22 protein-coding genes and 1 tRNA gene are annotated in these 26,799 nt (G+C 44.3%); 17 read left to right on the forward strand and 6 right to left on the reverse strand.

Annotated features, from left to right (window positions below; genetic code table 11):
- The first annotated feature begins 4 nt into the window (after nt 1-4).
- Nucleotides 5-574 carry a hypothetical protein gene (locus ACFO4O_RS14945; RefSeq protein WP_382409953.1) on the forward strand — a complete coding sequence of 190 codons (570 nt, stop codon included), beginning with the start codon at nt 5-7 and terminating at the stop codon, nt 572-574.
- 16 nt (nt 575-590) lie between these two features.
- Here ACFO4O_RS14945 and ACFO4O_RS14950 read toward each other — a convergent pair whose 3' ends face one another.
- Nucleotides 591-1,265 (reverse strand): nitroreductase family protein, encoded by a 675-nt coding sequence (locus tag ACFO4O_RS14950; RefSeq protein ID WP_382409955.1) that lies wholly within the window; start codon nt 1,263-1,265, stop codon nt 591-593.
- Nucleotides 1,266-1,735: 470 nt separating this feature from the next.
- On the opposite strand from ACFO4O_RS14950, the gene ACFO4O_RS14955 reads away from it, so the two are divergent.
- From ACFO4O_RS14955 to nusG, 3 genes are all read left to right on the forward strand, one after another.
- A tRNA-Trp gene (locus ACFO4O_RS14955) sits at nt 1,736-1,812 on the forward strand.
- A 69-nt stretch (nt 1,813-1,881) separates the two neighbouring features.
- Nucleotides 1,882-2,259, forward strand: coding sequence for a preprotein translocase subunit SecE (gene secE, locus ACFO4O_RS14960; RefSeq protein WP_382409957.1), 378 nt, complete (start codon nt 1,882-1,884; stop codon nt 2,257-2,259).
- Between the two features lie 3 nt (nt 2,260-2,262).
- A complete protein-coding gene (gene nusG, locus ACFO4O_RS14965) occupies nt 2,263-2,799 on the forward strand; it encodes a transcription termination/antitermination protein NusG (protein ID WP_382409958.1) in 537 nt (178 codons plus the stop codon).
- A gap of 79 nt (nt 2,800-2,878) precedes the next feature.
- Here nusG and ACFO4O_RS14970 read toward each other — a convergent pair whose 3' ends face one another.
- Genes ACFO4O_RS14970 through ACFO4O_RS14985 form a run of 4 tightly spaced genes read right to left on the reverse strand, consistent with a single transcriptional unit; the run spans nt 2,879 to nt 6,924 of the window.
- Nucleotides 2,879-3,658 carry a platelet-activating factor acetylhydrolase IB subunit gene (locus ACFO4O_RS14970; protein ID WP_382409960.1) on the reverse strand — a complete coding sequence of 260 codons (780 nt, stop codon included), beginning with the start codon at nt 3,656-3,658 and terminating at the stop codon, nt 2,879-2,881.
- Nucleotides 3,659-3,685: 27 nt separating this feature from the next.
- Complete coding sequence (locus ACFO4O_RS14975; RefSeq protein ID WP_382409962.1) at nt 3,686-5,257, reverse strand: diguanylate cyclase domain-containing protein; 1,572 nt, start codon at nt 5,255-5,257, stop codon at nt 3,686-3,688.
- Between the two features lie 19 nt (nt 5,258-5,276).
- The gene (locus ACFO4O_RS14980) at nt 5,277-6,551 is read right to left on the reverse strand and encodes a hypothetical protein (RefSeq protein ID WP_382409964.1); all 1,275 of its coding nucleotides are present in this window, start codon (nt 6,549-6,551) and stop codon (nt 5,277-5,279) included.
- On the reverse strand, nt 6,535-6,924 hold the full coding sequence (locus ACFO4O_RS14985) for a type 2 periplasmic-binding domain-containing protein (RefSeq protein WP_382409966.1): 390 nt from the start codon (nt 6,922-6,924) through the stop codon (nt 6,535-6,537). The genes ACFO4O_RS14980 and ACFO4O_RS14985 overlap by 17 nt, the downstream gene beginning before the upstream one ends.
- Before the next feature lie 577 nt (nt 6,925-7,501).
- Here ACFO4O_RS14985 and rplK point away from each other — a divergent pair.
- From rplK to ACFO4O_RS15050, 13 genes are all read left to right on the forward strand, one after another.
- A complete protein-coding gene (gene rplK / locus ACFO4O_RS14990; RefSeq protein ID WP_382409968.1) occupies nt 7,502-7,930 on the forward strand; it encodes a 50S ribosomal protein L11 in 429 nt (142 codons plus the stop codon).
- A gap of 4 nt (nt 7,931-7,934) precedes the next feature.
- Nucleotides 7,935-8,630, forward strand: a complete 696-nt coding sequence (gene rplA / locus ACFO4O_RS14995; protein WP_382409969.1) for a 50S ribosomal protein L1 — start codon at nt 7,935-7,937, stop codon at nt 8,628-8,630.
- Nucleotides 8,631-8,919: 289 nt separating this feature from the next.
- Complete coding sequence (rplJ, locus tag ACFO4O_RS15000) at nt 8,920-9,438, forward strand: 50S ribosomal protein L10 (RefSeq protein WP_382409971.1); 519 nt, start codon at nt 8,920-8,922, stop codon at nt 9,436-9,438.
- A 53-nt stretch (nt 9,439-9,491) separates the two neighbouring features.
- Nucleotides 9,492-9,866 (forward strand): 50S ribosomal protein L7/L12, encoded by a 375-nt coding sequence (gene rplL / locus ACFO4O_RS15005; protein WP_382409973.1) that lies wholly within the window; start codon nt 9,492-9,494, stop codon nt 9,864-9,866.
- A gap of 272 nt (nt 9,867-10,138) precedes the next feature.
- Entirely contained in the window at nt 10,139-14,167 is a 4,029-nt protein-coding gene (gene rpoB / locus ACFO4O_RS15010; protein ID WP_382409975.1) for a DNA-directed RNA polymerase subunit beta, read from the forward strand.
- 89 nt (nt 14,168-14,256) lie between these two features.
- Complete coding sequence (gene rpoC / locus ACFO4O_RS15015; RefSeq protein ID WP_382409977.1) at nt 14,257-18,465, forward strand: DNA-directed RNA polymerase subunit beta'; 4,209 nt, start codon at nt 14,257-14,259, stop codon at nt 18,463-18,465.
- Nucleotides 18,466-18,845: 380 nt separating this feature from the next.
- Nucleotides 18,846-19,220: a 30S ribosomal protein S12 gene (rpsL, locus tag ACFO4O_RS15020; protein WP_371193911.1), complete on the forward strand. Its 375-nt coding sequence runs from the start codon at nt 18,846-18,848 to the stop codon at nt 19,218-19,220.
- Between the two features lie 73 nt (nt 19,221-19,293).
- Complete coding sequence (gene rpsG, locus ACFO4O_RS15025; protein WP_382409979.1) at nt 19,294-19,764, forward strand: 30S ribosomal protein S7; 471 nt, start codon at nt 19,294-19,296, stop codon at nt 19,762-19,764.
- A gap of 90 nt (nt 19,765-19,854) precedes the next feature.
- Nucleotides 19,855-21,957: an elongation factor G gene (gene fusA, locus ACFO4O_RS15030; RefSeq protein ID WP_382409981.1), complete on the forward strand. Its 2,103-nt coding sequence runs from the start codon at nt 19,855-19,857 to the stop codon at nt 21,955-21,957.
- 64 nt (nt 21,958-22,021) lie between these two features.
- Nucleotides 22,022-23,206 (forward strand): elongation factor Tu, encoded by a 1,185-nt coding sequence (gene tuf, locus ACFO4O_RS15035; protein ID WP_382409983.1) that lies wholly within the window; start codon nt 22,022-22,024, stop codon nt 23,204-23,206.
- Nucleotides 23,207-23,902: 696 nt separating this feature from the next.
- Complete coding sequence (locus ACFO4O_RS15040; RefSeq protein WP_382409985.1) at nt 23,903-24,733, forward strand: tyrosine-type recombinase/integrase; 831 nt, start codon at nt 23,903-23,905, stop codon at nt 24,731-24,733.
- Entirely contained in the window at nt 24,734-25,828 is a 1,095-nt protein-coding gene (locus tag ACFO4O_RS15045; protein ID WP_382409987.1) for an IS91 family transposase, read from the forward strand.
- A 338-nt stretch (nt 25,829-26,166) separates the two neighbouring features.
- Nucleotides 26,167-26,580, forward strand: a complete 414-nt coding sequence (locus tag ACFO4O_RS15050; protein ID WP_382409989.1) for a hypothetical protein — start codon at nt 26,167-26,169, stop codon at nt 26,578-26,580.
- On the opposite strand, the gene ACFO4O_RS15055 is transcribed toward ACFO4O_RS15050, so the two are convergent.
- Nucleotides 26,577-26,799, reverse strand: a 223-nt coding sequence (locus ACFO4O_RS15055) for a hypothetical protein (RefSeq protein ID WP_382409991.1), incomplete at its 5' end; no start/stop codon positions are given. The genes ACFO4O_RS15050 and ACFO4O_RS15055 overlap by 4 nt on opposite strands.

A 26,799-nucleotide genomic window follows, 5' to 3' on the forward strand; every position in this document is an offset into this window, starting at 1 on the left:
GCTCATGTTTAATGATTTACGTACATGGTTTATTGCAGGCGCGCTTGGGCTTTTAACCGCTTGCAATAACTCACCAGAATACCAAGAGAGCTTAAGTCCCGTTGTATTGGAAAACGGCATTCAGGTAAGCACTTGTCATGATTATGAGCAGATGCGCGCTGCCTTTCAGCTCAGTGAAACGCTAGGTAACCAACTCACTTCTGCTGAATATCTGGTTTGCTCTCTTGCTGTGGGTGTGACTGCAAACCCAAATAAGGATAAAAGCCTGCGAGCCATTTTTCATGGCTTAGATGTAAGGGCATTGCCCACGTCGCTTGGGCCTTTAATTGAAAAAGGTGTCAGTTTATCGAGCGCAGGTTTTCAGCTTTGGCTTGAGCGTTCAATGCTGACCTATAATGACGATGGCTCGCAGTTACAAATCCAGTACAAAGGTCAGTTAAAAAACGGTAATCATCTGATTTGGGTGTCTGATAGGTCGGTAGACGGCAATTATGCGTCGTTCTTCCCTGCCATTGTGGTGATGGAAGACGGCAAGGCGGTTGGCGCCGCCCCGCTTTATGCAAGCGGCTTTTAGTTTTGTGCTGTATCGATTATAGAAAGCTCGCAATATCAGATAGTGATTTCTTCTTCAAAGCGTGTTCGGGAATGGTTGCGTCGTCAGCAGGAAAACCGGTAATGATCAACATGTATGCTCGCTCATCGTCAGGGCGCTGACAGATTTCGGATAAAAAGCTCATTGGTTTAGGCGTGTGAGTAAGAGTAGCTAATCCTGCATTGTGTAAGGCTGCCAGTAAAAAACCAGTGGCGATGCCGACCGACTCATGCACATAGTAATTTTGCTGTTTCTGACCCTGTTCAGGGCCCCCTTTTTTTTGGCTAAAAACGGCAATTAGCCAAGGTGCTAACTCTAAATAGGGTTTTTGTGCATCTGTACCAAGGGGCTTCAAAGCGTTTAGCCACTCGCTCGACGCTGACCCTTCATAAAATCGCTGCTCATGCGCCTCTGCCTGTTGCCTTACTTGCCGCTTTACATCGGCAGATTCAATCGCGGCAAAATGCCATGGCTGATGATTTGCCCCGCTAGGCGCAGTTCCTGCCGTTTTGATGCAATCTTCAATAATGCTTTTAGGTATCGAGCGCTCGCTAAATTTACGAATGCTGTGACGTCTTTTTAAATCAGCATAAAATGACTGGGCACGCTGTATCATTTGCTGTTCAGGGTATTCAATAAAATCGGTAAGCGCTTGTTGTTTATGAGGCTGCATGTAAAATTCCTTCGCTCTGCTTTAATTGACACTTGGTTTGTACTTAGCTTTGTACTTAGCTTGAAACATAGTTTGATGCAGATTTTAGTGATGAGCTTTAGCATTGCTGATTATTTAGCTCAAGTAATATGTTTCATAAACACGAAACATAAATCTGGTGCATCAATATGGTGCATCAATATGGTGTAGGTACAAATGCAAACGTTAGCGCATGCTGGCGCAGCTTGCCAATGTTTTAAGGCATCAAAGAGCACGTCTTACCTTCTCCCAAAAAGAGATATTCCGTTTGCCATGGCGCTGACTCTTCAAAATAAGCAATGCGTATGAGTAAATTGAATTTATCGAGCTTTTCGCTTGTATCATTTGACTGGGTAAGTATAATACGCGTCCCTCCTTATGACGCTCACGATTCCCACAAGACTCAAGACTTCACAAGGGTGGTGTAACTATTAAATAGTGATCGCAGATACAGGGGTGTAGTTCGAATTGGTAGAACAGCGGTCTCCAAAACCGATGGTTGGGGGTTCGAGTCCCTCCACCCCTGCCACTGTGGTATAAATAAATTGATTGGTAACATCGCTATCATTGTCAGCGATGGGCCGGAAAGGTAACACGAATGAGTGACAAGGTAGAAAATGCATCAAATCCGCTAGACACGGTAAAGTGGCTGGTTGTTTTCGCTATGTTAGGCGGCCTAGTATACGGCTATGAAAGCTACGACGAAGTGTCAGTGCTCTACAGAGCACTCGTTGCCGTTGCTGTAGTGGTGATTGCGTTGGGTATTGCAGCCACCACCTTTAAAGGGCAAACGTTTTTAAACTTCGCTAAAGATGCACGTATTGAAGTGCGCAAAGTCGTATGGCCTAGTCGTCAAGAAGTGGTAAGAATGACGCTAGTCATTTTATTTGCCACTGCTGTTGTTGGCGTATTGTTATATTTAATCGATATGGTGCTGGTATGGGGCATCGGACTAGTCACAGGAATCGGAGCGTAAACCATGGCAGACAAAAAATGGTACGTGGTGCAAGCATTCTCCCAATATGAGGGGCGTGTTAAGAAGACGCTAGAAGAATATATCAAGATGCACGAAATGGAAGATTACTTCGGTGAGATCCTTGTACCAACCGAAGAAGTTGTTGAAATGCGTGCAGGTCAGAAGCGCAAGTCAGAGCGCAAATTTTTCCCTGGGTATGTCTTAGTCGAAATGGAAATGAACGAAGATTCATGGCATTTAGTGAAAAGTATTCCACGGGTGCTAGGATTTATTGGCGGCACGTCTGACCGACCGATGCCAATTACGCAGCGCGAAGCCGATGCGATATTAAATCGTTTAGAAGAGTCAGTTGATAAGCCTAAGCCAAAAACACTGTTCGAACCGGGCGAAGTGGTTCGTGTTACAGATGGGCCCTTTGCTGATTTCAACGGTGTTGTTGAAGAAGTCGACTACGAAAAAAGCCGCTTGAAAGTATCGGTACTGATTTTCGGACGCTCTACGCCGGTCGAATTAGAATTTGGCCAAGTTGAAAAAGGCTAAGCTTTAGCAAATAGTTATTCAATAAAAAACCAGCTTAGGCTGGTTTTTTTGTGCGTGTAATGTCTAGATTATTCTTTCATTACTCACGTGTTTGCCCATCAACAAACCTAACAACATAAGGCTCAATAGCTTGCGCCCATATCTTATACTGAGGGGTTTCTGGATGCAGCAAGTCATTCATGACGGAAGTTGAAAGGTCGCCGCTTTCATCTAAGAACAAATGGTTAATATTAAGCCAAAAAACAGAATCGTTATCGCTGTAGGCTTTAATGAGTTGATTAACTTCCTCGTTCAATATACGCAGAGGGTCGTCTGAACTTTCACCGCGAGGAAAAATCGCAAGCAGTAGAATTTTGCTGTTTGGTAGGCGCTGCTTAAGTTCATCGATTATGTATTTAACGCCTAGGGCGGTATCTTCGGCGGCGTCCTGTCTATGACCCGTATTGTTTGTCCCAATCATCAGTACAACTAGCTTAGGATCAAGACCGTCAACGGCACCATGGCGTAAACGCCACAAGACATGTTCGGTTCTGTCTCCGCCAAAGCCTAAGTTGAGTGCTTTTCGATGTTGATAAAATGTTTGCCAATATTGAGGCGCCTTTGACTCCCAATTATGGGTGATTGAATCTCCTAAAAATATGAGGTCAATCTCGCCATTTCGCCTAGCGACCTCATCTAACTTTTGTTGGTGGCGAGGAAGCCACCAATCAACCGCCCATTCTGCTGTATGCACAGTTGCTTGGACAGATAGAGGAGTCTGTTCATCTTTTTCGCTGTCATTGTCGGTGGTCGCTTGCGAATATGTTGACGAAAAAGCAATGAGCATGAGCGTTAGTACTTTTGTTATGAATTTGGGCATTTACTCGTCCCTAAGTGCAAAAAGTGGCTAGAAAATGGTGGAGATTTGATACTGGTTTCGCCCTGATTCTTTGATGTTGTACATGAGCGCGTCTGCTTTTGTGATCAAGGTATCAACCTTCTCACTTTCACTGTAAAGGGTACGAATAATGCCAATACTTGCGCCTACCTGCACAGAGGTTTTTGTGTCGATACGCACGTCTTCTTGGATTGACTGCATGAGGCTTTCAGCGAAGTCTGTAATGCTTTTATTGCCATCTAGGGTAAGGCCAAGTAAAAATTCATCTCCTCCCCAACGAATTAAGGTCGCTTCTTGTTCATTCACAAGTTCTTTAATACGGCTACTTATTGTTCTTAACACAATATCGCCTGCATCGTGCCCGTAAGTGTCATTAATAGGCTTGAAGCGGTCTAAATCTATCATCATCAATGAAAACAACTGCTGCTTTTTCACTGCACGGTCGAGCTGAAGCTGCAAGCTACCTAAGCCTGAACGACGGTTCATTAAACCGGTTAAAGAATCATGATCGGCTTCATATCTTGTTTTAAGCTCTTGCTCGCGACGTTTTGTCACGTCGTAAACGATAACCTCAATGAGATTTTCAGAATCTTCGCGCGCAACTTCTCGGCTGTCTAAAATTCTTGAAAATAAACAATGTAAATACCGTTTTTTGCCTTCTTTCATGCTGACAAAGTCAACGTCGATTTGCGAGAATCCGTCGCTATGTCTGAGCTTGTCTAACTCAATGTGCACTTTTTGCGGCTCATGAAATAAATCGGCGAAGGCTTTTAACAATACATGCTTGCCAAATAGCTCTTTAAAAGCCGGATTTGCTATCGTGATTTCTCCAGTGCCCGAGATAAGCGCGATACCTGCGGTAGCCTGCTCGAACAACAAACGAAAGCGCTTTTGCAGCTCATCATTCGTTTGTCTAAGAATTTTTTCTGACCGAAAGCGGCTTTGTAGGGCGCTAATTAGATTATTAGTCTTAACGATTAACTTGCCAATTTCATCATGCCCACTGTAGTTTATGTCAACTAATGACATGACTTCAGGGTTGCTTGTGTCAACGCTCTCGAACTCTTCAGACAGCGAGCGAAGCGGACTTGTGAGTTTAAAATGAACAAATATACCGACGATTATCGCAATTGAAGCGCTCAGTGCAATTAAGGTAATAGCGGTTTGAATACTGTTTGACGAGGCCTGCGCTTGAATAAATCGCAGGTCAGGATATACCGTGAGCAGTCCAATCTGTTCGGCTTCATCAAAGGGGTTTTTAAGACTAACAACCACGTTATTTTGCGACCGAGGATTTATACCAGCTAAAGCGAGTTGTTCAGAGTGAGCAGTAATAGATGCAAAGGCGATAAGATCATTATTAGCCAGCCCCTCTACAATTTCGTCTGCCAGCTCAGTATCAAGCAGATAGGCCGCTATTGAACTGGTGCCTTGATCATTTTGAGCCATTTGCCTTACTAAGTTTTCGCTTTGCTCTTTTGAATGGTCTAATTGAATATTGAAATGCAAAAAAGCAACCGCCGAGGATATAGCAATAGCTATAAACCCTATAATCAGCGAGATTCTTAAAGACAGCGACATTTAGGCTCCAAATGGCAACTTAAAATGTGGTGGCTAGGCCAATACTCCACACATTATAGGACGTTTTTTGATCAATCGTGAAGCCATCATTTAATACTAAGAATAAACCACTGCCGTTTTCGTCGATACGGTAGTGATCAAACTGCGCCTTAAGTGCCCAATCACTGTCAAAGTCCCATCTAAATCCTGCGCTAATAGACTGTTGGCTCACAGAGGCTCCTGCTGCGGCTTTATTTGCTGGTTCAACCGACACTGCCAAAAAGTTTAGAAGTGGAGGGGGAAGCTGTCCTTGAAGACTTGCCACATCAATAACAACAGGCTCCTCTTTACGACTAGAGGCCGCCACAGTTACAAACGGCATGATGTTGTTTGACGTATATGCTAGGGAGGCGTAGCCAAATCGTGAACCTGGCGAAAATGCCCAGTCGCTGTCGTAATCACCGAATTCTGCGGTGACTTCAAAGCTATCAAAATAGTATTTTCCGCCAATTGAAAAGTAGCTGACGCGTCGGCCGTCGGGTATGAGTGCTGTCTCTACTTCTTGAAAAAACGGCGCTAATATAGCAGGCGCTATCAATGGTGCTTGCCTGACTTCTTCGAGTTGCGCAAAGTTAAAGTCGTCAAGGTTAGCGTTTAAGTAGGCTACTTGAAAACGCCAGTCGTCAGATTGCAATTCAATGTTCAAACCCAGTAGGTCTTGATAGCTAATTTCAAACTCACCGCTATCACTATCATTGTTTAGTTCGCTTTGGCCCAACGACGCGCTCAATCTTATATAGCCAAACGGTGTCTCGTGGGTGTACGCGATTTTTGCTCCATCCATATTGCCCAGGGAACCGGCTGTTGAATACATTTCCACAGGAGGCCGCACCCAATAACTGGCTTGAGAGACGTATCTAGAGTCGGTAAATAAATAGCTATTTGTGCTAAAACGCCCGGCCTTGACTGCCCAATTACGGTTAATTTGATAACGTAAAAAAGCTAGCTCAACAAAATTTCCTAAGCTGCGTTCGGTTCTATCTTGCGCAACAACTTGTGCCACAAAATCAAAGTCGTCAGAGAAACGAACATTTGTTTGTACACCTAACAAAGAGTCTGGCGTTAATGAGAGGCCTTCTCTACCCTCATTGATTAATTGCGTTCTAAAGCCATAAACATCGCTGTTAGAATAGGTAAGTCCTATATTAGCAAAGCCGCTAAATTCAAATTCAGGTGCATCGGCATTCACAACCGAGGTATTGATGCATGCATACAAGCATACTGTCAGGAGGAGGTTCTTAGAATTGATATACAATTTTCATCTCCGAAGTTACGTCAGCGGTTGGCAAATATGCTATTGCACTGCTTGAATTTGCGATGAAAGATTCGACTTGTGCAGTAGATTCAGCTATTTCAGGAGGTTGCGCGCGCCCTGAAAACAAAAGACGTGACCAGTAGGCTTTGATTTTGCGTTCATTTTTGCCAACTAAGCGCATGTAAAACGCTTGTTTTTCGATACTGCCGTCAGGCAGGTCGATTGGCTGTGCCTCATTGCCATTTGGGAATGTATCGAAGCGTCCCATATAAATATCGACAACGTCTTTCTTACTCATTTTCTCGATGGGGTTGTCAGCACTCACAACAACAGAAAGTTCAAAGTCTTGTTCAGCTACTGCGATAGCGCTCAAACAAAAACACAAAACACAGCAAAGCATAAGCAGTGAATAATTAATCCACTGTTTGATGCTGTACATGTTTGGGCTGTGTAAGCGTGCTTTGATAAAAATACCTATTTATCGACAAAGGTTGAGGGCTAAAAATGCATTGGTCTTTATATCGGTCATATTAATATATTATTTAGACTTTTATACTGATTTTCTTAGCTTATTAAGAGCCCGTTTCTTCATTATAATAACGAACCATAATACACCTGAGCGCCCTGCGCCGCGAATTTGCGGTGGCTTTTTGTGATAACAAGTTGCAATAAGAAGTTGTGATACCAAGTTGCGATACCAAGTCACTGTAATCCAAGTTGTTGTAATAAAAGCAACGCCGTCAATTCAGTATGTTTGCCGAAAATTATTCAAAATGCCTGCCATATTGAAAAAAAGATCAAATATTCACCGTTTTATCTCAATTGTTCCTTGCTATACATCACCTGAAAGCATATACTTTGCGCCCTTTTTTATGGATGGGAAGCCGACGAAATAGATATTCTCTATATCTATTAGGCGTTTAACCCACAACTTAGAGAGCATTAAAAACATGGCAAAAAAAGTCTCTGGCTTAATTAAGCTACAGGTTGCAGCAGGCGCTGCAAACCCGTCTCCACCAGTAGGTCCAGCACTGGGTCAGCATGGTGTAAATATCATGGAATTCTGTAAAGCGTTTAACGCCAAAACAGAGTCTCTTGAAAAAGGCGCTCCGGTACCTGTTGTTATTACAGTGTACGAAGACCGTTCTTTTACCTTTGAAACCAAAACTCCGCCTGCTTCTTTCCTTTTAAAGAAAGCTGCTGGCATCAAGAGTGGTTCTGGTCGCCCTAACACTGAAAAAGTGGGCACGGTTACTCGCGCGCAACTAGAAGATATTGCGAAGGCGAAAGACCCAGACCTTACAGCAGCAAGCTTAGATGCAGCTGTTAACACGATTGCGGGTTCTGCTCGCAGCATGGGCTTAAAGGTAGAGGGCTAAGATTATGGCTAAATTAAGCAAGCGCATGCGCGCCATCAACGAGAAAGTTGATTCAACAAAAGAATACGGTTTTGACGAAGCAGTCGCACTTTTAAAAGAGTTTGCCACTGTAAAGTTTGCTGAAAGCATTGATGTAGCGGTTAACCTTGGTATCGATGCACGTAAATCTGATCAAAACGTTCGTGGAGCCACTGTTCTACCTAACGGAACAGGTAAAGACGTACGCGTTGCCGTATTTACACAGGGCGCTAACGCTGAAGCAGCGAAAGAAGCCGGTGCCGATATCGTTGGTATGGAAGATTTAGCTGAATTAGTGAAAAAAGGCGAAATGAATTTTGACGTAGTAGTTGCTAGCCCAGACGCAATGCGTGTTGTAGGTCAGCTAGGTCAAATCTTGGGCCCACGCGGTCTTATGCCAAACCCGAAAACGGGCACTGTGACACCTGACGTGGCTACTGCTGTTAAGAATGCAAAGGCCGGACAGGTAAGATATCGCAACGATAAAAACGGTATTATTCACGCTAGCATCGGCAAGATTGCCTTTGAACCAACGCAAATTAAAGAAAACCTTGAAGCGCTATTAGAAGCCCTTAGAAAAGCTAAGCCTTCTTCAGCTAAAGGTACTTATATTTCAAAAGTAAGCTTGAGCACCACTATGGGTGCCGGTGTAACTGTTGACCAAGGGTCATTAGGCGCATAAAGCTTATTCTCTAAAAACTTATGGGTTGGAGTCGGTACTGTAATAGGTATCAACTCCCGTCCAAGACCGCAGGCGCAAGTCAGCAGGAGAGGTAAGAGAACTCCCGCATTCAATGGCTCGCTTAATTAGTTACCTGCGCAGACGGTGGTATAACTCAGACTCTCTGGGAATGTACACCGTAGAGCGGTACCGGCAGCAGCATCGTTGGTATCAATCTGTAAACCCTGATGGTTATGCTCTACACATAGTGTGAAGTAAGCAGATCATCAGATTTTAAGAGGTGAAAGCAGTGGCATTAGGCTTAGCAGCTAAGAAAGAGATCGTAGCGGAGATATCCGACGTTGCATCTCGCGCTCTATCCGTTGTCGTCGCTGAATACCGTGGTATGGAAGTAGGAGAACTTACTGACCTACGCGTTAAAGCCCGTGAGCAAGGTGTTTACTTAAGAGTAATTCGTAACACCCTTGCAAAACGCGCTCTAGCCGATGGTAAGTTCGCTGACATCGATTCTGCGTTAACTGGTCCGTTAATTTACGGTTTCTCTACTGATGCACCTGGTGCAGCAGCGCGTTTGTTTAAAGACTTCGCGAAGAGCAACAATAAGTTAAACGTAACCGCGTTAACGATTGGGAATGGTTTAATGGGTCCAGAGAAGTTGGACGCAGTAGCATCACTACCTACAAGAGAAGAAGCGTTGGCTCAACTACTTGCTACCTTAAAAGCACCGGTTGGCAAGTTCGTTCAAACAATCAACGAAATTCCATCCAAGTTTGTGCGCGTATTGGCGGCGGTCAAAGACACCAAGTAATTGGCGTTTTTGGCAATTTGAATTTTTAACATTATACCCAGGAGTTTAGAGAAATGGCTCTAACAAAAGAAGATATATTAAACGCAATCGCTGAGATGCCAGTAATGGACTTAGTTGAATTGATTGAAGCAGCAGAAGAGAAGTTTGGTGTATCTGCAGCAGCAGCAGTAGCTGTAGCAGCAGGTCCAGCAGCAGCGGCAGAAGCAGCTGAAGAGCAAACAGAATTCGACGTAATTCTTAAGTCTTTCGGCGCTAACAAAGTTGCTGTAATCAAAGCTGTACGTGGTGCTACTGGTCTTGGCTTGAAAGAAGCGAAAGACGTGGTAGAGTCTGCACCTAAAGCAATTAAAGAAGGCGTTGCTAAAGAAGAAGCAGAAGAACTGAAGAAGCAGCTTGAAGAAGCTGGCGCTGAAGTTGAAGTTAAGTAATTAATTTATATTATTTAACTGGCCTTATTTAGGCTTAGGCTGATGGTTTTTAACCATCAGCCTTTTTGCGCTATATCAATTATAAAATTTTTACCCTTTCTTTATAATTGAAAAAAGTGCAGGGAACTGGCATAAGTTTATGATTTCCTTACAGCATTATCGGCTGTTTTGGTTTATTCTTAAGCAAAGTCCCTCAAAGGGTACTGGAAGTTTGTTACACAAAATGTAGTGGTGTAGCAGGTTGGGTCTAAAATCAGTCGGCTGAGGAACCCATGGTTTACTCTTATAGTGAAAAGAAACGTATCCGTAAGGATTTTGGCAAGCGCCCTCAGGTATTGGAAATTCCATACCTTCTATCAATACAACTAGATTCATTTAAGAAATTTATTGAACTCGACCCAGAAGGCCAGTATGGCTTGGAATCTGCGTTCCGTTCAGTGTTTCCAATCAAGAGTTATTCTGGTAATTCTGAACTCCAATATGTGTCGTATCGCTTAGGTGAGCCCGTATTCGACGTGAAAGAATGTCAGATCCGTGGTGTCACGTACTCTGCACCTTTGCGTGTAAAATTAAGACTCGTATTATTTGATAAAGAAGCCGCCCCAGGCACTGTAAAAGATATTAAAGAACAAGAAGTGTACATGGGTGAGATTCCGTTAATGACGGAAAACGGTACTTTTGTTATCAATGGTACTGAGCGCGTTATCGTGTCTCAGCTGCATCGTTCACCTGGTGTATTCTTTGATCACGATAAGGGCAAAACACACAGCTCGGGTAAAGTACTGTATAACGCGCGCGTTATTCCTTACCGCGGTTCGTGGTTAGACTTTGAATTTGATCCTAAAGATAACTTGTTTGTGCGAATTGACCGTCGTAGAAAGTTACCTGCTACCATTATTCTTCGCGCCTTAGAAATGGGCACCGAAGAAGTACTCGATTTATTCTTTGACAAAGTGTCTGTTCGAATTGCCGAAGAGAACTTTATGATGGACGTTGTGCCTGACCGCTTACGCGGCGAGACTGCACAATTCGACATCCTTGATAAAAAGGGTGAAGTCATCGTTGAAGAAGGCAGAAGAATTTCTGCTCGCCATACTCGTGCACTAGAGAAAGCGAAGGTTAAAGAATTACCTGTACCTGCTGAATACTTACTCGGCAAAGTAATCGCATCTAACTACGTTAACGAAGAAACAGGCGAAGTCGTTGCTAACGCGAATGACGAAATCACTTTAGAAATCTTGGAAGGCTTAAAAGTAGCTGGAATTAACGAATTCCATACGCTTTATATTAATGAGCTAGACCACGGTTCTTACATCTCTGACACTTTGCGTGTAGACCCAACCAGCAATCGTTTAGAAGCATTGGTTGAAATTTACCGCATGATGCGTCCTGGTGAACCACCCACGAAAGACGCTGCAGAGAACTTATTTGACAACTTATTCTTCTCTGAAGACCGCTATGACTTATCAGCGGTAGGCCGAATGAAGTTTAACCGTCGTTTAGGTCGCGAAATTTCTACTGGCGCCGGTACGCTAGATAAAGATGACATCGTTGCTGTTATGCAGCAGCTAATTACCATTCGTGATGGTAAAGATGAAGTCGATGATATAGATCACTTAGGTAACCGTCGAATTCGTTCAGTGGGCGAAATGGCAGAAAACCAATTCCGTGTTGGTTTGGTTCGAGTCGAACGCGCTGTTAAAGAACGTTTGAGCCTAGGTGACCTAGACAACGTGATGCCACAAGATTTAATCAACGCTAAGCCTATATCGGCTGCGGTGAAAGAATTTTTCGGCTCAAGCCAGTTGTCACAGTTTATGGATCAAAACAACCCGCTTTCAGAAGTGACGCATAAGCGTCGTATTTCTGCTTTAGGCCCAGGTGGTTTGACTCGTGAACGCGCAGGATTTGAGGTACGTGACGTACACCCGACTCACTATGGTCGTGTATGTCCAATCGAAACGCCAGAGGGACCAAACATTGGTTTGATTAACTCACTAGCGAGCTTCGCACGTACCAACGATTTCGGTTTCTTAGAAACCCCATATCGTAAAATCGTTGACGGCGTAGTAACTGACGACATTGAGTATTTGTCAGCCATTGAAGAAGGCCAGTATGCGATCGCTCAGGCTAACGTGTTGCTCGACGACAAAAACGCCCTTGTTGAAGACTTGATCCCATGTCGTATGCGCGGTGAAACAACCTTAGTTCAGCGCGATGACATTACTTACATGGACGTGTCTCCGCAGCAAATCGTTTCAATCGCAGCAAGCATTATTCCATTCCTAGAGCACGATGATGCAAACCGAGCACTTATGGGCTCGAACATGCAACGTCAGGCCGTTCCTACTTTACGTGCTGACAAGCCTTTAGTGGGTACAGGTATGGAAAAAACCGTTGCCGTAGACTCTGGCGTAACTGTGGTTGCCAAACGCGGCGGTACGGTTGACTATGTTGACGCAAGCCGAATCGTTGTAAAAGTGAATGAAAATGAAATGACGCCAGGCGAAGCCGGCATCGACATTTATAACCTCACTAAATATACCCGTTCTAATCAAAACACTTGTATCAATCAGCGCCCTACTTGTAACGTAGGTGAGCCGGTTGTCACTGGAGATGTACTTGCCGACGGTCCGTCTACTGATTTAGGTGAATTGGCACTTGGCCAGAATATGCGTATCGCATTCATGCCTTGGAATGGTTACAACTTTGAGGATTCGATCTTAATTTCGGAGCGCGTTGCTCAAGAAGACCGCTTTACAACTATCCACATTCAAGAACTAAGCTGTATTGCTCGCGATACCAAGCTTGGTCCTGAAGAAATCAGTGCTGATATTCCAAATGTAGGTGAATCTGCGCTAGGTAAGCTTGATGAATCAGGTGTGGTTTATATTGGCGCGGAAGTAAAAGGCGGCGATATCTTAGTAGGTAAAGTGACGCCAAAAGGTGAAACGCAGCTTACGCCAGAAGAAAAACTATTAAGAGCCATCTTTGGCGAGAAAGCCTCAGACGTTAAAGACACCTCATTACGCGTACCAAACAGCGTAACGGGAACTGTAATTGACGTACAAGTGTTTACTCGCGACGGCGTAGAAAAAGACAAGCGTGCTGTAGAAATTGAAGAAATGCAGTTACGTCAGGTCAAGAAAGATTTAGGTGATGAATTTGGTATTCTGGCTGACGGCATTTTTGCCCGTGCTCATGCCTTATTACTTAAGTCGGGTGTTGACCAAGCTAAGTTAGACAGCATGCCACGTGAAAAATGGTTTGATATTCCGTTGAAAGACGAGAGTGCTCAAACTGAATTGGATCAGGCGGCTGAGCAACACGCTGAAATCAAAAACGATTTTGACAAGAAGTTTGAAACCAAACGACGCAAGATCACTCAAGGCGATGATTTAGCACCGGGCGTGTTGAAAATAGTTAAAGTGTACCTCGCGGTTAAACGTAGCATCCAGCCAGGTGATAAAATGGCCGGACGTCACGGAAACAAAGGTGTAATTTCAGCCATTCAACCGGTTGAAGATATGCCTTATGATGCAGACGGTACGCCGGTAGACATCGTACTGAACCCACTAGGGGTTCCGTCACGAATGAATATCGGTCAGATACTTGAGACCCATTTAGGTATGGCTGCTCACGGACTTGGTGTGAAAATTGACCGTATGGTTAAAGAGCAACAAGAAGTGGCAAAGCTACGTGACTTCCTGAAAGAAGTTTACAACCTTGGTGAGTCACATCAGAAGGTAGACCTCGATAACTTCAGTGACGACGAGATTAAGCGTTTAGCTGAAAACCTTCGCAAAGGTGTACCCATCGCGACTCCTGTGTTTGACGGTGCTCGTGAATCTGAAATAAAAGAAATGCTGAAATTGGCTGACATTCCAGAGTCAGGCCAAATCACACTGTTCGATGGTCGAACAGGCCGCGCATTTGAGCGTCCGGTAACAGTAGGTTACATGTATATGCTCAAACTCAACCACTTAGTGGATGACAAGATGCACGCCCGTTCTACCGGCTCTTACAGCTTGGTAACTCAGCAACCACTTGGTGGTAAAGCACAGTTTGGTGGTCAGCGCTTCGGAGAAATGGAAGTGTGGGCACTAGAAGCATACGGTGCTGCTTATACCTTGCAAGAAATGCTCACTGTTAAGTCAGATGACGTTAATGGCCGTACTAAGATGTATAAAAACATTGTTGACGGCGACCATAGAATGGAGCCTGGCATGCCAGAATCGTTCAACGTATTGTTGAAAGAAATCCGTTCATTGGGTATCAACATCGAACTAGAAGAACAGTAAGCCATTTTTAGAGCAAAATGACAGGTTGGCCCAGCGCGCTTTTGTTTGAAGCCGCTGGGTCGTGATACAGACTCCGTCGGGAGAGACATGTGAAAGACTTATTAAAGTTTATTAAACAACAAAACAAGGTCGAAGAATTTGATAACATCAAAATCGGCCTTGCATCACCAGATATGATCCGCTCGTGGTCATTCGGTGAGGTGAAAAAACCTGAAACCATTAACTACCGTACGTTTAAACCTGAGCGTGACGGTCTTTTTTGCGCGCGCATATTTGGTCCTGTTAAGGATTACGAATGTTTGTGCGGCAAATATAAGCGCCTTAAGCACCGTGGCGTAATTTGTGAAAAATGTGGCGTAGAAGTTACCTTAACCAAAGTGCGTCGTGAGCGCATGGGCCACATTGAACTGGCAAGTCCAGTTGCGCATATTTGGTTCTTAAAATCACTTCCGTCAAGAATTGGTTTGATGCTTGATATGACTCTACGTGATATCGAGCGCGTGCTGTATTTTGAATCATATGTAGTAACAGAACCGGGCATGACCGACTTACTACAAAGCCAATTGCTTAACGAAGAAGAGTATCTTGATTCGTTAGAAGAGCATGGTGATGATTTTGAAGCAAAAATGGGTGCTGAGGCCGTATTTGAGCTTCTCAAAGCACTAGACGTGGATGCAGATGTTGCTGCAATGCGTGAAGAATTGCCTAGCGTAACGTCTGAAACTAAGCGTAAGAAAATTACCAAACGCTTGAAGTTGCTTGAGTCATTCCAGCAGTCTGGCAATAAGCCAGAGTGGATGATTTTGACAGTGCTTCCGGTGTTGCCACCAGAGCTTCGTCCATTGGTTCCACTCGATGGCGGTCGCTTTGCAACCTCAGATTTGAACGATTTATATCGTCGTGTTATTAACCGTAACAACCGTTTGAAGCGTCTTTTAGACCTCGCTGCGCCAGACATTATTGTTCGCAACGAAAAACGTATGTTGCAAGAAGCGGTAGATGCCTTGCTTGATAACGGCCGTCGCGGTCGTGCCATTACAGGTTCAAACAAACGTCCTCTTAAATCACTTGCCGATATGATTAAAGGTAAGCAAGGTCGTTTCCGTCAGAACCTTCTCGGTAAGCGCGTTGACTATTCTGGCCGTTCAGTTATTACCGTTGGTCCTACTTTGCGTCTGCATCAGTGTGGTCTTCCTAAGAAGATGGCACTTGAATTGTTCAAGCCGTTTATCTACGGAAAATTAGAAGGCCGTGGGTTAGCGACAACCATTAAAGCAGCGAAAAAATTAGTAGAGCGTGAAGCGCCGGAAGTATGGGATGTACTAGACGAAGTTATTCGTGAACATCCAGTGTTACTAAACCGCGCACCAACGCTTCACCGTTTGGGTATCCAAGCCTTTGAACCGACCCTTATTGAAGGTAAGGCGATTCAGCTACACCCACTGGTTTGTGCTGCTTACAACGCCGACTTCGATGGTGACCAAATGGCTGTGCACGTGCCGTTGACTATTGAAGCACAGCTTGAAGCTCGCGCACTGATGATGTCGACTAATAACATCTTATCGCCTGCTAACGGTGAGCCAATCATCGTTCCGTCGCAGGACGTTGTTTTAGGTCTATATTACCTAACGCGCGACCGTGTTAACGGTAAAGGCGAAGGTATGGTGTTTACCAGCCCGCACGAAGCTGAAAAAGCCTATCGTACTGATACTGCAGAGCTTCACGCTCGCGTGAAAGTGCGTATCACCGAATATGAAGTTGGTGAGGATGGCGAGAAGCATGAAAAGACATCTATTATTGATACAACGGTTGGTCGTGCTATTTTCTCTTTGATTTTACCGAAAGGCTTGCCTTTTGAAATCATTAACCAAGCGATGGGTAAGAAGCAAATATCGAAACTGCTTAACGAATGCTACCGTACGCTAGGCTTGAAAGACACGGTTATTGCCGCAGACCAAATTATGTACTCTGGTTTTCATTACGCGATGATTGCTGGTGCGTCTGTTGGTATCGACGACATGGTAATCCCTGCTAAGAAGAAAGAGCTTGTTGAAGCGGCTGAGGCTGAAGTTATTGAAATTCAGGAGCAGTTCCAGTCTGGTCTTGTTACAGCAGGTGAGCGCTACAATAAAGTTATTGACATTTGGTCAACCGCTAATGACAAAGTCGCCAAGGCGATGATGGACAATTTAGAGACTGAATCAGTTATTAATGCCCAAGGCGAAGAAGAGCAGCAAAAGTCATTTAACTCAGTTTATATGATGGCCGACTCTGGTGCTCGTGGTTCTGCCGCTCAGATACGACAGCTTGCTGGTATGCGTGGTTTGATGGCTAAGCCAGATGGCTCAATCATCGAAACCCCAATTATTGCTAACTTCCGTGAAGGTCTTAACGTACTCCAGTACTTTATTTCGACTCACGGTGCTCGTAAAGGCTTGGCAGATACCGCACTTAAAACAGCAAACTCTGGTTACCTAACGCGTCGCTTAGTAGATGTTGCTCAAGATTTGGTAATTACAAACGTAGATTGCGGCACGTTTGAAGGCGTGAAAATGACACCGCTCATCGAAGGTGGTGATGTTGTTGAGCCATTGCGTGAGCGTGTTTTAGGACGTGTAGTTGCTGAAGACGTTATTAAGCCTGGCACCAAAAACGAAGTGTTAGTTGAGCGTAATGTACTGCTCGATGAGCAGCTCGTAGACATGTTAGAAGCTAATTCTGTAGACGTTGTAATGGTTCGCTCGGTAATTACCTGTGATAACGACCACGGCGTATGTGCTCAGTGTTACGGTCGTGACCTAGCACGAGGCCACATGGTTGGCTCTGGTGAGTCTGTTGGTGTTATTGCTGCACAGTCTATCGGTGAGCCGGGTACACAGCTTACTATGCGTACTTTCCACATCGGTGGTGCAGCATCAAGAGCGTCAGCCGAAAACAGCGTACAAGTGAAAACTGGCGGTACGCTTAAATTACACAATGCTAAATACGTGCGTAACTCCGACGGCAAACTCGTTATTGTATCTCGTTCAACCGAGCTTACAGTGATTGATGAGCAAGGACGTGAGAAAGAACGTTATAAAGTGCCTTATGGCGCAACCTTATCGGTAGATAATGGTGCGGAAATAGGCGCTGGCGATTTAGTAGCCACTTGGGACCCGCATAGTCACCCAATCGTGACCGAGCGTGCCTCTAAAATCACCTTTGCTGACATTGATGATACCAATACAGAAATGCAGCAAGATGAGCTTACCGGCCTAACCCGTATCGTTGTAAAAGATTTAACCAAGGCAAATGCAAAAGAGCCGAAGCTAATTCTAGAGGGCGAAAACGGTGCATTGCAGGAAATTCGCTTACCGAGCTTTACGACTATTGAAGCGACAGACGGCAAGATGGCAGTTGAGGGTGATGTATTAGCACGTATACCTCAAGAGAGCTCGAAGACCCGTGATATTACCGGTGGTCTACCGCGTGTTGCTGATTTGTTTGAAGCACGTAAGCCAAAAGAGCCTGCGATACTTGCTGAAATCTCTGGTGTTATCGGCTTCGGTAAAGAAACCAAAGGTAAGAAGCGTTTAACCATTACGCCAAAAGACAACGACGCTGCGCGTTTAGTTGACTTAAACGCAAATGGCGCATACGAAGAGATGATTCCAAAATGGCGTCAACTTAACGTGTTTGAAGGTGAAAGTGTTGAAAAAGGCGAAGTTGTTTCTGACGGACCTGAGTCTCCACACGATATCCTACGCTTACGTGGTGTTAGCGCGGTGTCAAACTACATCGTAAACGAAGTACAAGAAGTATACCGCTTACAAGGTGTAAAAATTAACGATAAGCACATTGAAGTGGTAATACGTCAAATGCTACGTAAGTGCGTGATCAGCGATGCTGGTGACACACGCTTCTTAGAAGGCGAGCAAGTTGAAGTATCTGCTGTGAAAATTGCTAACCGTGAAATGGAGAAGCAGGGCAAAGTACCTGCCACCTATGAAATCCAGCTACTTGGTATAACCAAAGCTTCATTGTCGACTGAGTCCTTTATATCAGCCGCTTCGTTCCAAGAAACTACACGTGTTCTTACAGAAGCAGCCGTACAGGGTAAGGAAGATGATTTACGTGGACTTAAAGAAAACGTTATCGTTGGTCGATTGATTCCTGCTGGTACCGGTTTCGCGTATCATCAGCAGCGTGCAGAGCGTAAAAACCTTGCACTACATCAAGAACTGTCAGTATCAGCTGAACAAGCCCAAGCACAACTTGCTGAAGCTTTAAATGCTGGTGACGATGAAGATTCTGAATAAACACTGATACGTTTATGTGTAAAAAACCCGAGCCTAGTGCTCGGGTTTTTGTTTTTTGCATCCATCATGGTGTTTGCTGAGTGGTGTTTGCTGTTTGCGCCAAGCAAACATAAAGGCTCAGTTGCATTGTAAGCCTTGACATAACACCGATTGATCTATAACATCTCGCGACCCTAATTTTGGGATATCTGTTAGTCAAAAATATTGTTTTAGTACGCGTTTGCTCCAGCAGCAGAATGTTTTAGCTAAATATTGAGACAAAAGCAGACATTATTTGCAAATTGTTTGGCAATAACTTGGTAAGTTAAACGGTTTGTATACGTACCCGAGCTTTCATTTGGATAGTATCGGGTTTTATTGTTTTAATCAGGAGCTAGTTAATGGCAACAGTTAACCAGTTAGTGCGCAAGCCACGTAAAAAGCCGGTCGAGAAATCGAACGTAGCAGCTTTACAAGCTTGTCCACAACGCCGTGGTGTATGTACTCGTGTATATACCACCACACCAAAGAAGCCGAACTCTGCACTACGTAAAGTATGTCGTGTTCGCTTAACCAACGGTTTCGAAGTTTCTTCGTACATCGGCGGTGAAGGTCATAACCTACAAGAGCACAGTGTTGTGCTTATTCGCGGTGGTCGTGTTAAAGACTTACCGGGTGTTCGTTACCACACCGTTCGCGGCACACTAGATTGCTCTGGTGTAAGCGACAGAAGACAAGCCCGTTCTAAGTACGGCGCAAAAAGGCCTAAGTCTTAACGGTTCTCCGTTAGTAAGGCCAAACTATTAAATTAGAGTTTTGGGAAAACCCTGAATTCCACGGAGAATTAAGATGCCTAGAAGAAGAGTTGTAGGTCAACGTAAAATCCTACCAGATCCTAAGTTCGGATCAGAATTGCTTGCTAAATTCATGAACGTTGTCATGTTAGACGGCAAAAAGTCCACCGCTGAAAAGATCGTTTACGGTGCCCTTGAAATTGTTGCTGAAAAAACCGGCAAACCACACCTAGAAGTGTTTGAAGAAGCACTGGACAACATCCGCCCTACGGTAGAGGTTAAATCTCGTCGTGTAGGTGGTTCTACTTACCAAGTACCAGTAGAAGTTCGTCCAATTCGTCGAAATGCACTAGGTATGCGTTGGATGGTAGATGCGGCACGTAAACGTGGCGAAAAATCGATGGCGCAAAGACTTGCAGCAGAGATGATTGATGCACAAGATAGCAAAGGTAGTGCGGTTAAGAAACGTGAAGACGTTCACCGTATGGCTGAAGCTAACAAAGCATTCGCTCACTACCGCTGGTAGTCTGCAAAGCAGTCTTTATATAGTTGTAGCAGTCTGTCTTTAAAAGACAGGCTGTTTTTTCAATTTAGTAAGCTAACAAAAGGGACATTAATGCCACGCCAAACGCCCATACAACGCTATCGTAACATTGGTATTGTTGCGCACGTCGATGCAGGCAAAACAACCACAACTGAACGTGTACTTTTTTACACGGGTATTTCACACAAAATTGGTGAAGTACATGATGGTGCTGCAACGATGGATTGGATGGAACAAGAGCAAGAGCGAGGGATTACCATTACTTCCGCGGCTACCACTTGTTTTTGGCAGGGAATGGACCAGCAGTTTGATCAGCATCGCATCAATATTATTGATACTCCAGGACACGTTGACTTTACCATTGAAGTAGAGCGCTCATTGCGAGTTCTTGATGGAGCTGTTGTTGTTTTTTGCGGTTCGTCGGGGGTAGAACCTCAGTCGGAGACCGTATGGCGTCAAGCCAACAAATATGAAGTACCTCGCATGGTATTCGTTAATAAAATGGACCGTGCAGGAGCAGATTTTGAACGCGTTGTGGGGCAAATCCGCAAGCGTTTAGGTGCCACATGCGTGCCTATACAAATCAACGTGGGTAGCGAAGAAACGTTCACCGGCGTAATTGATTTGATAAAGATGAAATACATCAACTGGAATGAAGAAGATAAGGGTACAACCTTTAAGTACGAAGACATTCCAGCTGAGCAGCTAGAGCGCGCGCAGAAATATCGTACTGATATGATTGAAGCCGCTGCAGAAGCAAACGATGAATTAATGGATAAGTATTTGGGCGGTGAAGACCTCACAGAAGCCGAAATAAAACAGGGTTTGCGAATTCGCACACTCAACAACGAAATTGTGATTGCAACCTGCGGTTCTGCCTTTAAGAATAAAGGCGTACAAGCTGTTCTAGACGCCGTTGTTGAATACTTACCTTCTCCTACCGAAGTAAAAGCGATTACCGGTATTCTGGATGATGGGAATGAGACGCCTGCAGAACGCCACTCTGATGATGACGAGCCGTTTTCAGCGCTAGCATTTAAAATTGCGACCGACCCCTTTGTAGGAACGCTGACGTTCTTCCGCTGTTACTCAGGCGTTGTTAAAACCGGCGATGCGGTTTACAACCCAATTAAAGGTAAAAAAGAGCGTATCGGTCGAATGGTACAAATGCACGCGAACGATAGAGCAGAACTTAAAGAAGTGCGTGCGGGCGACATCGCTGCGGCCATTGGTCTTAAAGACGTAACGACCGGCGAAACCTTGTGTGACGTAAATAACGTGATTACACTAGAGCGCATGGATTTTCCAGACCCTGTTATTTCGATAGCGGTTGAGCCTAAATCGCAGGCCGACCAAGAAAAAATGGGCATTGCGCTGAGTAAGCTCGCCGCCGAGGACCCTTCATTCCGTGTTAAAACAGATGAAGAATCGGGTCAAACGATCATATCGGGCATGGGTGAGCTTCACTTAGACATTATTGTAGACAGAATGAAGCGCGAATTCAGTGTGTCGTGCAATGTGGGTAAGCCACAGGTTGCTTATCGCGAGACGATTCGCAAATCAGTTGAGGTTGAAGGTAAATTTGTACGTCAGTCTGGTGGTCGTGGTCAGTTTGGCCACGTATGGCTTAAAATAGAGCCGTTGCCCGAAGGTGGTGGTTACGAGTTTGTCGACCAAATTGTTGGTGGCGCAGTGCCAAAAGAATTTATTCCCGCGGTAGACAAGGGAATACAAGAACAGTTACAAAACGGCGTAGTGGCAGGTTACCCTGTTTTAGATATCAAGGTAACGCTGTATGATGGGTCGTATCATGATGTTGACTCCTCTGAAATGGCCTTTAAAATTGCCGCTTCAATGGGATTCAAAAAAGGAGCGGCAGAAGCCACTCCAGTATTGCTTGAACCTGTAATGAAGGTTGAAGTAACCACTCCCGAAGATTGGATGGGTGACGTTGTAGGTGACTTAAACCGTCGTCGGGGGATAATAGAAGGAATGGAAGAGGGCGTTGCAGGCATTAAGATAGTGCGTGCTAAGGTACCGCTTTCAGAAATGTTTGGTTATGCCACAGATTTGCGTTCAGCAACGCAAGGGCGTGCGTCATATTCAATGGAATTTCATAACTATGCGGAAGCGCCCAACAATGTCACCAAGGCAATTGTTGAGTCACGCATGTAATTAATCACTTTGATTCGGTCCGGTCTAATGTTGGAACGGGCGTTAAACTTAGGAAATAAAAGCAATGGCAAAAGAAAAGTTTGAACGTACGAAACCGCACGTAAACGTAGGTACAATCGGCCACGTTGACCACGGTAAAACGACGTTAACCGCGGCAATCACCACAGTTTTAGCTAAAACTTATGGTGGTTCAGCCCAAGCATTTGATCAAATCGACAACGCTCCAGAAGAGCGCGAGCGTGGTATCACAATCGCTACTTCTCACGTTGAGTACGACACGCCTAAGCGTCACTATGCTCACGTTGACTGTCCAGGACACGCCGATTATGTGAAAAACATGATCACCGGTGCTGCGCAAATGGACGGCGGTATCTTAGTTGTTGCGGCAACTGACGGTCCTATGCCACAAACACGTGAGCACATCTTGTTAGGTCGCCAAGTTGGTATTCCTTACATGATTGTTTTCATGAACAAATGTGACATGGTTGACGACGAAGAATTACTAGAGCTAGTAGAAATGGAAGTTCGTGAGCTGTTAACAGAATACGAATTCCCGGGTGATGACTTGCCAGTTATCCAAGGCTCAGCGCTTAAAGCGCTTGAAGGCGACGAGAAATGGGAAGCTAAAATTGTTGAGCTAGGCGAAGCGCTAGACAACTACATCCCAGAGCCAGAGCGTGCTATCGATAAGCCGTTCATTCTTCCTATTGAAGACGTGTTCTCAATCTCAGGCCGCGGTACAGTTGTAACCGGTCGTGTAGAGCAAGGTATTGTAAAAGTAGGCGAAGAAGTTGAAATCGTAGGTATTAAAGATACGACTAAAACAACGTGTACGGGCGTAGAAATGTTCCGTAAGCTTCTAGACGAAGGCCGTGCTGGTGAGAACGTTGGTGTTTTACTACGTGGTACTAAGCGTGAAGACGTAGAGCGTGGTCAAGTATTGGCAAAGCCTGGTTCAATCAATCCGCACACTAAGTTTGAAGCTGAAGTATACGTACTAAGCAAAGACGAAGGTGGCCGTCATACTCCTTTCTTCAAAGGATATCGTCCACAGTTTTACTTCCGTACCACTGACGTAACAGGTGCTGTTGAGCTACCTGAAGGCGTAGAGATGGTAATGCCTGGCGACAACTTGAAGTTTGTAGTTGAGCTAATTGCACCAATCGCGATGGACGAAGGTTTACGCTTCGCAATCCGTGAAGGTGGTCGTACCGTAGGTGCGGGCGTTGTAGCAAAAATCTTAGACTAATACTTCATAGAGCGTTATCTGACGAAAGTCAGGACCTCCTTGGGTAAAGTCAGAGTACACATTAAAAAAGCCAGCATATTGCTGGCTTTTTATTGCCATTAATGAAGTTTATCTAATGGGCTCTTGCTACCTGCAAATTTATCGCCGACCACTTGTCACATGTCGGTAGCCGCTTGGGCGTTTTGCTATAGCCGAAAAACAAATTAACTAGCCCCTTGTTTCATCTATTTTTATCCAAGCAATGTGAGGCTTCTCAGCTTGAATGCTAGATCGTTTGGTGCGCATAGAGAGCGCAATTTGATTTAAAAATGCAGACACACTACCGCCCCATGTGTATTTAGAAGCGTGTTCTCGCTAAGTGACATCCGATGTCTTTATAAAAGTTGTTTGCTTATTTTGCTAACTATCTGAAAAAGAGCGATTTATTCCAAAACATTAATTTATCAAGAGGCGCGCTAAAAACCGGCGCGCTAAAAACGTGTGTTTTGTGCACGTAACGCGCTTGATAACTTCATAAATACCAAGTAAAACAGTAATAAACAAGAAATGAGGCTTTAAAATATGAAACTGCACCTCGGTATTTATTTAAAATTCTCGATAATAAGTTGTTGAACTAAGCCGCTCCGCGGAGAAGTAATTTTCACCATTTGAGCCACACTTACCTTTGGGATTTTCCCAAAATTCTGGAGGTAAGAAATGAATGATTTAATCGATCAAGTAATCACTGAAATTCAATATCGCGGGTATGCGGACAACACGAAGAAAGCGTATTGTTGTTATTTGACGCAGATGACAAAGTTCTTCGGGCGTTCGCTGGATGAAGTCAGCTGCGAAGAGCTCAACAGTTATTTTAAACAACCGTCCATACGACGACTTTCCTACGCCAGCGTATCACTGCAAATCAATAGTTTAGCCTTTCTTTACAAGCATATTCTTAAACGGTCTTTGACCTTAGATGTCGTTAAGCCTCAGCATAAACAACAGCCGCCTGAGTATTTATCTCGAAGTGAGGTCGGGCGGTTAGTTAATCATTGTCAAAATTTGCGCATGAAAACAATGACCATGCTGTGTTATGGGTGTGGTTTAAGGTTAGGCGAACTTACGCACGTTAAAGTAAAAGACATTGACGGTAAACGCAAAACACTTTTTATTGCCAATGGGAAGGGAAACAAGCATCGATATGTTGTGATACCTGACAGCGTTTTGCATCAACTTAGGGTGTATTGGCAGGAGTATCGCCCCACAGATTGGATGTTTTATTCACTATGGCTAGCGACGCGTCCCATGGCAGGCTCTAGTTATTCGAAAGGGCTTAAAAAAGTCGCAGACAGCGCAGGATTGACCAAGCGCTGTAACGTTCACAAGTTGAGGCATGCTTATGCCACTCATCAGTTAGAGGCTGGTATGCCTATTCATCAATTACAACATCAATTAGGGCATACAGATATTCGCACCACCCAAACTTACTTGCACTGGTTACCAGAGCTTCACCATGGCGGAACGGACTTACTGCAATCGACGGAGTAAGTGATGGGAAAAATACATTTAAGTGATATCTTTAACCAAGCATTGGTTGGCTACCAGCAATCGCATCGCATGAGTGTGCAACAGCATAGAGCGTGTCGGAGTATTTTAGCCTGCCGTACAGGTAAGCTAGGCTATCAAGTTTGGAAATGTAACCAGTGCGCTGAACAAAAGCGTATTGGCTGTAGCTGCCGTGATAGACATTGCCCTCGCTGCCAAGAGAAGGTGACGCAAGACTGGGTAGAGAAACAATCTAAGCAAGTGGTGACAGGTGGTTATTTCCACTTGGTATTTACGCTGCCGCACGAGTTAAACGTGCTAGCGCAACATAAACCCAAAGTCGTGTATGCCGCCTTATTTACGTCAGTGTGGCAAACGATGCAAAAGTTTACTGCCAATCGCCATGGGCGGGATAGTCAATTGGGTATGTTAAGTGTTTTACATACTTGGGGGCAAAACTTGGGACAGCATATTCACCTACATTGTTTAGTCCCTGCCGGTGTACTTAACCGAGAGCAGCGATGGTGTGAGCATAAAAAATGCTATCTTTATCCAGTCAAGGCCTTGTCTGCTGTGTTTAGAGGCAAGATGATAGCTTTACTCGTAGAAAAAGGGATTGATACCAATACACTTCATTTACCGAAGAAATGGTGCGTCTACGCCAAGCAGAGCCTTCATAGTACGAAGATGGTGTTGCGTTATCTGGCGCGGTATACCAGAAGAGGCATGATGTCGGAGTCTAGATTGTTGTCATACTCGAACGACCAGGTAAGGTTCAAGTACAAGGATTATCGAGACAATAAACATAAAGTAATGAGCTTAACAACTCATGAGTTTATAAGACGATATTTACTGCATGTGTTGCCAAAAGGATTTATGCGGATAAGGTACTATGGTTTTTTAGCCAATGCTTGTCGCCAGAAAAAAGTCGCTTCGATACAAAAGCAGCAAGGATTTGCACAGAAAAAAATGGCGCGAGAAGATCAAATACCGCAAAGTGTTGCATGGCCTTGTACTGAGTGTAAGTTGGGTCACTTGACGCTAATGACGATCATATTGCCGATACTATCAATAAAGAGCTTTATAAATACGACTTAACTAACTTGCTAGCGAAGAGTATTAATCATTGCAAATGGCTTGCATAAGCGAGAGAGGTCTCGTTGTGCTAAAAATGAGTGAGGCTTGCAAAACGTATAAAACACGGCGTATTATCGTAGAAATCGTCGAACAAGCCGCAGTAAACACTATAGATTGAGGGAATATGTTAATACAGACAAGGATCGTGGATTTATCAAATATTAATTACAAAAAAGCAAATTCCTATAGCATATGCCTTGCCAATAACCTCACCCAACCATCTACAGGGCTAAGTTCAACAAACAATTCTTTTGCCGTAGCGGCAAAAGAATACTAAAGCGTTAGGCATCTCGTAACGCATGACTGACTTTTCAAAGAAGTGTTTAACCCAAATTTTTGTTGATAGACGACACAAAGATGTCCATCAAGCTTGGCAAGATCATTCCAACAAGGGCTTCCATATTTGTTACGAGGTCAATTTGGTCTTTTCAGATAAATCGGTTTTTATAATTAAACCGAGTGAGGTTGAAATTGAGGGCAGATATCCTGCACTTGGGCTAAGTGTTGAGCAAGAAGCTACGTGCAATGTATCAACTAAATTTGAGGTTTCTGAGCTACCGATGACAATCAATTGTGCAAGTTATAGCGATTATTTGGGTGAGGATGCTGATAATGAAATTACTTTGCGCTTTGAGCATAAACTTGAAATTGCCATCAGGCATGTTTTTCCTCCAATGACACTCGGTATTAAAGTGAGAGGAGTAGATGCCTAACAAAAGTTTAAAGCCATTCGCTGTCGCTCATTCGGACTCAGCGCATTTAGAGACAACTGCGTTTTGCTTCGCAAAATTATCGCAGTTGTCTCTAAATACACTAAGCCGCTTAAACGAGCGTTAGCCACTTGGAGGTTTAAATGGAAATGAACCAAGTCACTCTTCCAGTCTACAACATGGAAGAAGCGGTAAAGTTCTATCTGGTTCTTGGTTTTATAC

The organism is Glaciecola siphonariae, from assembly GCF_042652645.1.
Lineage (GTDB): Bacteria > Pseudomonadota > Gammaproteobacteria > Enterobacterales > Alteromonadaceae > Glaciecola > Glaciecola siphonariae.

Coding starts and splice junctions, on each gene's coding strand:
- ACFO4O_RS14945 (WP_382409953.1), top strand. CDS start 5: ATGTTTAATGATTTACGTACATGGTTTATTGCAGGCGCGCTTGGGCTT.
- ACFO4O_RS14950 (WP_382409955.1), bottom strand. CDS start 1,265: ATGCAGCCTCATAAACAACAAGCGCTTACCGATTTTATTGAATACCCT.
- secE (WP_382409957.1), top strand. CDS start 1,882: ATGAGTGACAAGGTAGAAAATGCATCAAATCCGCTAGACACGGTAAAG.
- nusG (WP_382409958.1), top strand. CDS start 2,263: ATGGCAGACAAAAAATGGTACGTGGTGCAAGCATTCTCCCAATATGAG.
- ACFO4O_RS14970 (WP_382409960.1), bottom strand. CDS start 3,658: ATGCCCAAATTCATAACAAAAGTACTAACGCTCATGCTCATTGCTTTT.
- ACFO4O_RS14975 (WP_382409962.1), bottom strand. CDS start 5,257: ATGTCGCTGTCTTTAAGAATCTCGCTGATTATAGGGTTTATAGCTATT.
- rplK (WP_382409968.1), top strand. CDS start 7,502: ATGGCAAAAAAAGTCTCTGGCTTAATTAAGCTACAGGTTGCAGCAGGC.
- rplA (WP_382409969.1), top strand. CDS start 7,935: ATGGCTAAATTAAGCAAGCGCATGCGCGCCATCAACGAGAAAGTTGAT.
- rplL (WP_382409973.1), top strand. CDS start 9,492: ATGGCTCTAACAAAAGAAGATATATTAAACGCAATCGCTGAGATGCCA.
- rpoB (WP_382409975.1), top strand. CDS start 10,139: ATGGTTTACTCTTATAGTGAAAAGAAACGTATCCGTAAGGATTTTGGC.
- rpsL (WP_371193911.1), top strand. CDS start 18,846: ATGGCAACAGTTAACCAGTTAGTGCGCAAGCCACGTAAAAAGCCGGTC.
- rpsG (WP_382409979.1), top strand. CDS start 19,294: ATGCCTAGAAGAAGAGTTGTAGGTCAACGTAAAATCCTACCAGATCCT.
- fusA (WP_382409981.1), top strand. CDS start 19,855: ATGCCACGCCAAACGCCCATACAACGCTATCGTAACATTGGTATTGTT.
- tuf (WP_382409983.1), top strand. CDS start 22,022: ATGGCAAAAGAAAAGTTTGAACGTACGAAACCGCACGTAAACGTAGGT.
- ACFO4O_RS15040 (WP_382409985.1), top strand. CDS start 23,903: ATGAATGATTTAATCGATCAAGTAATCACTGAAATTCAATATCGCGGG.
- ACFO4O_RS15050 (WP_382409989.1), top strand. CDS start 26,167: ATGACTGACTTTTCAAAGAAGTGTTTAACCCAAATTTTTGTTGATAGA.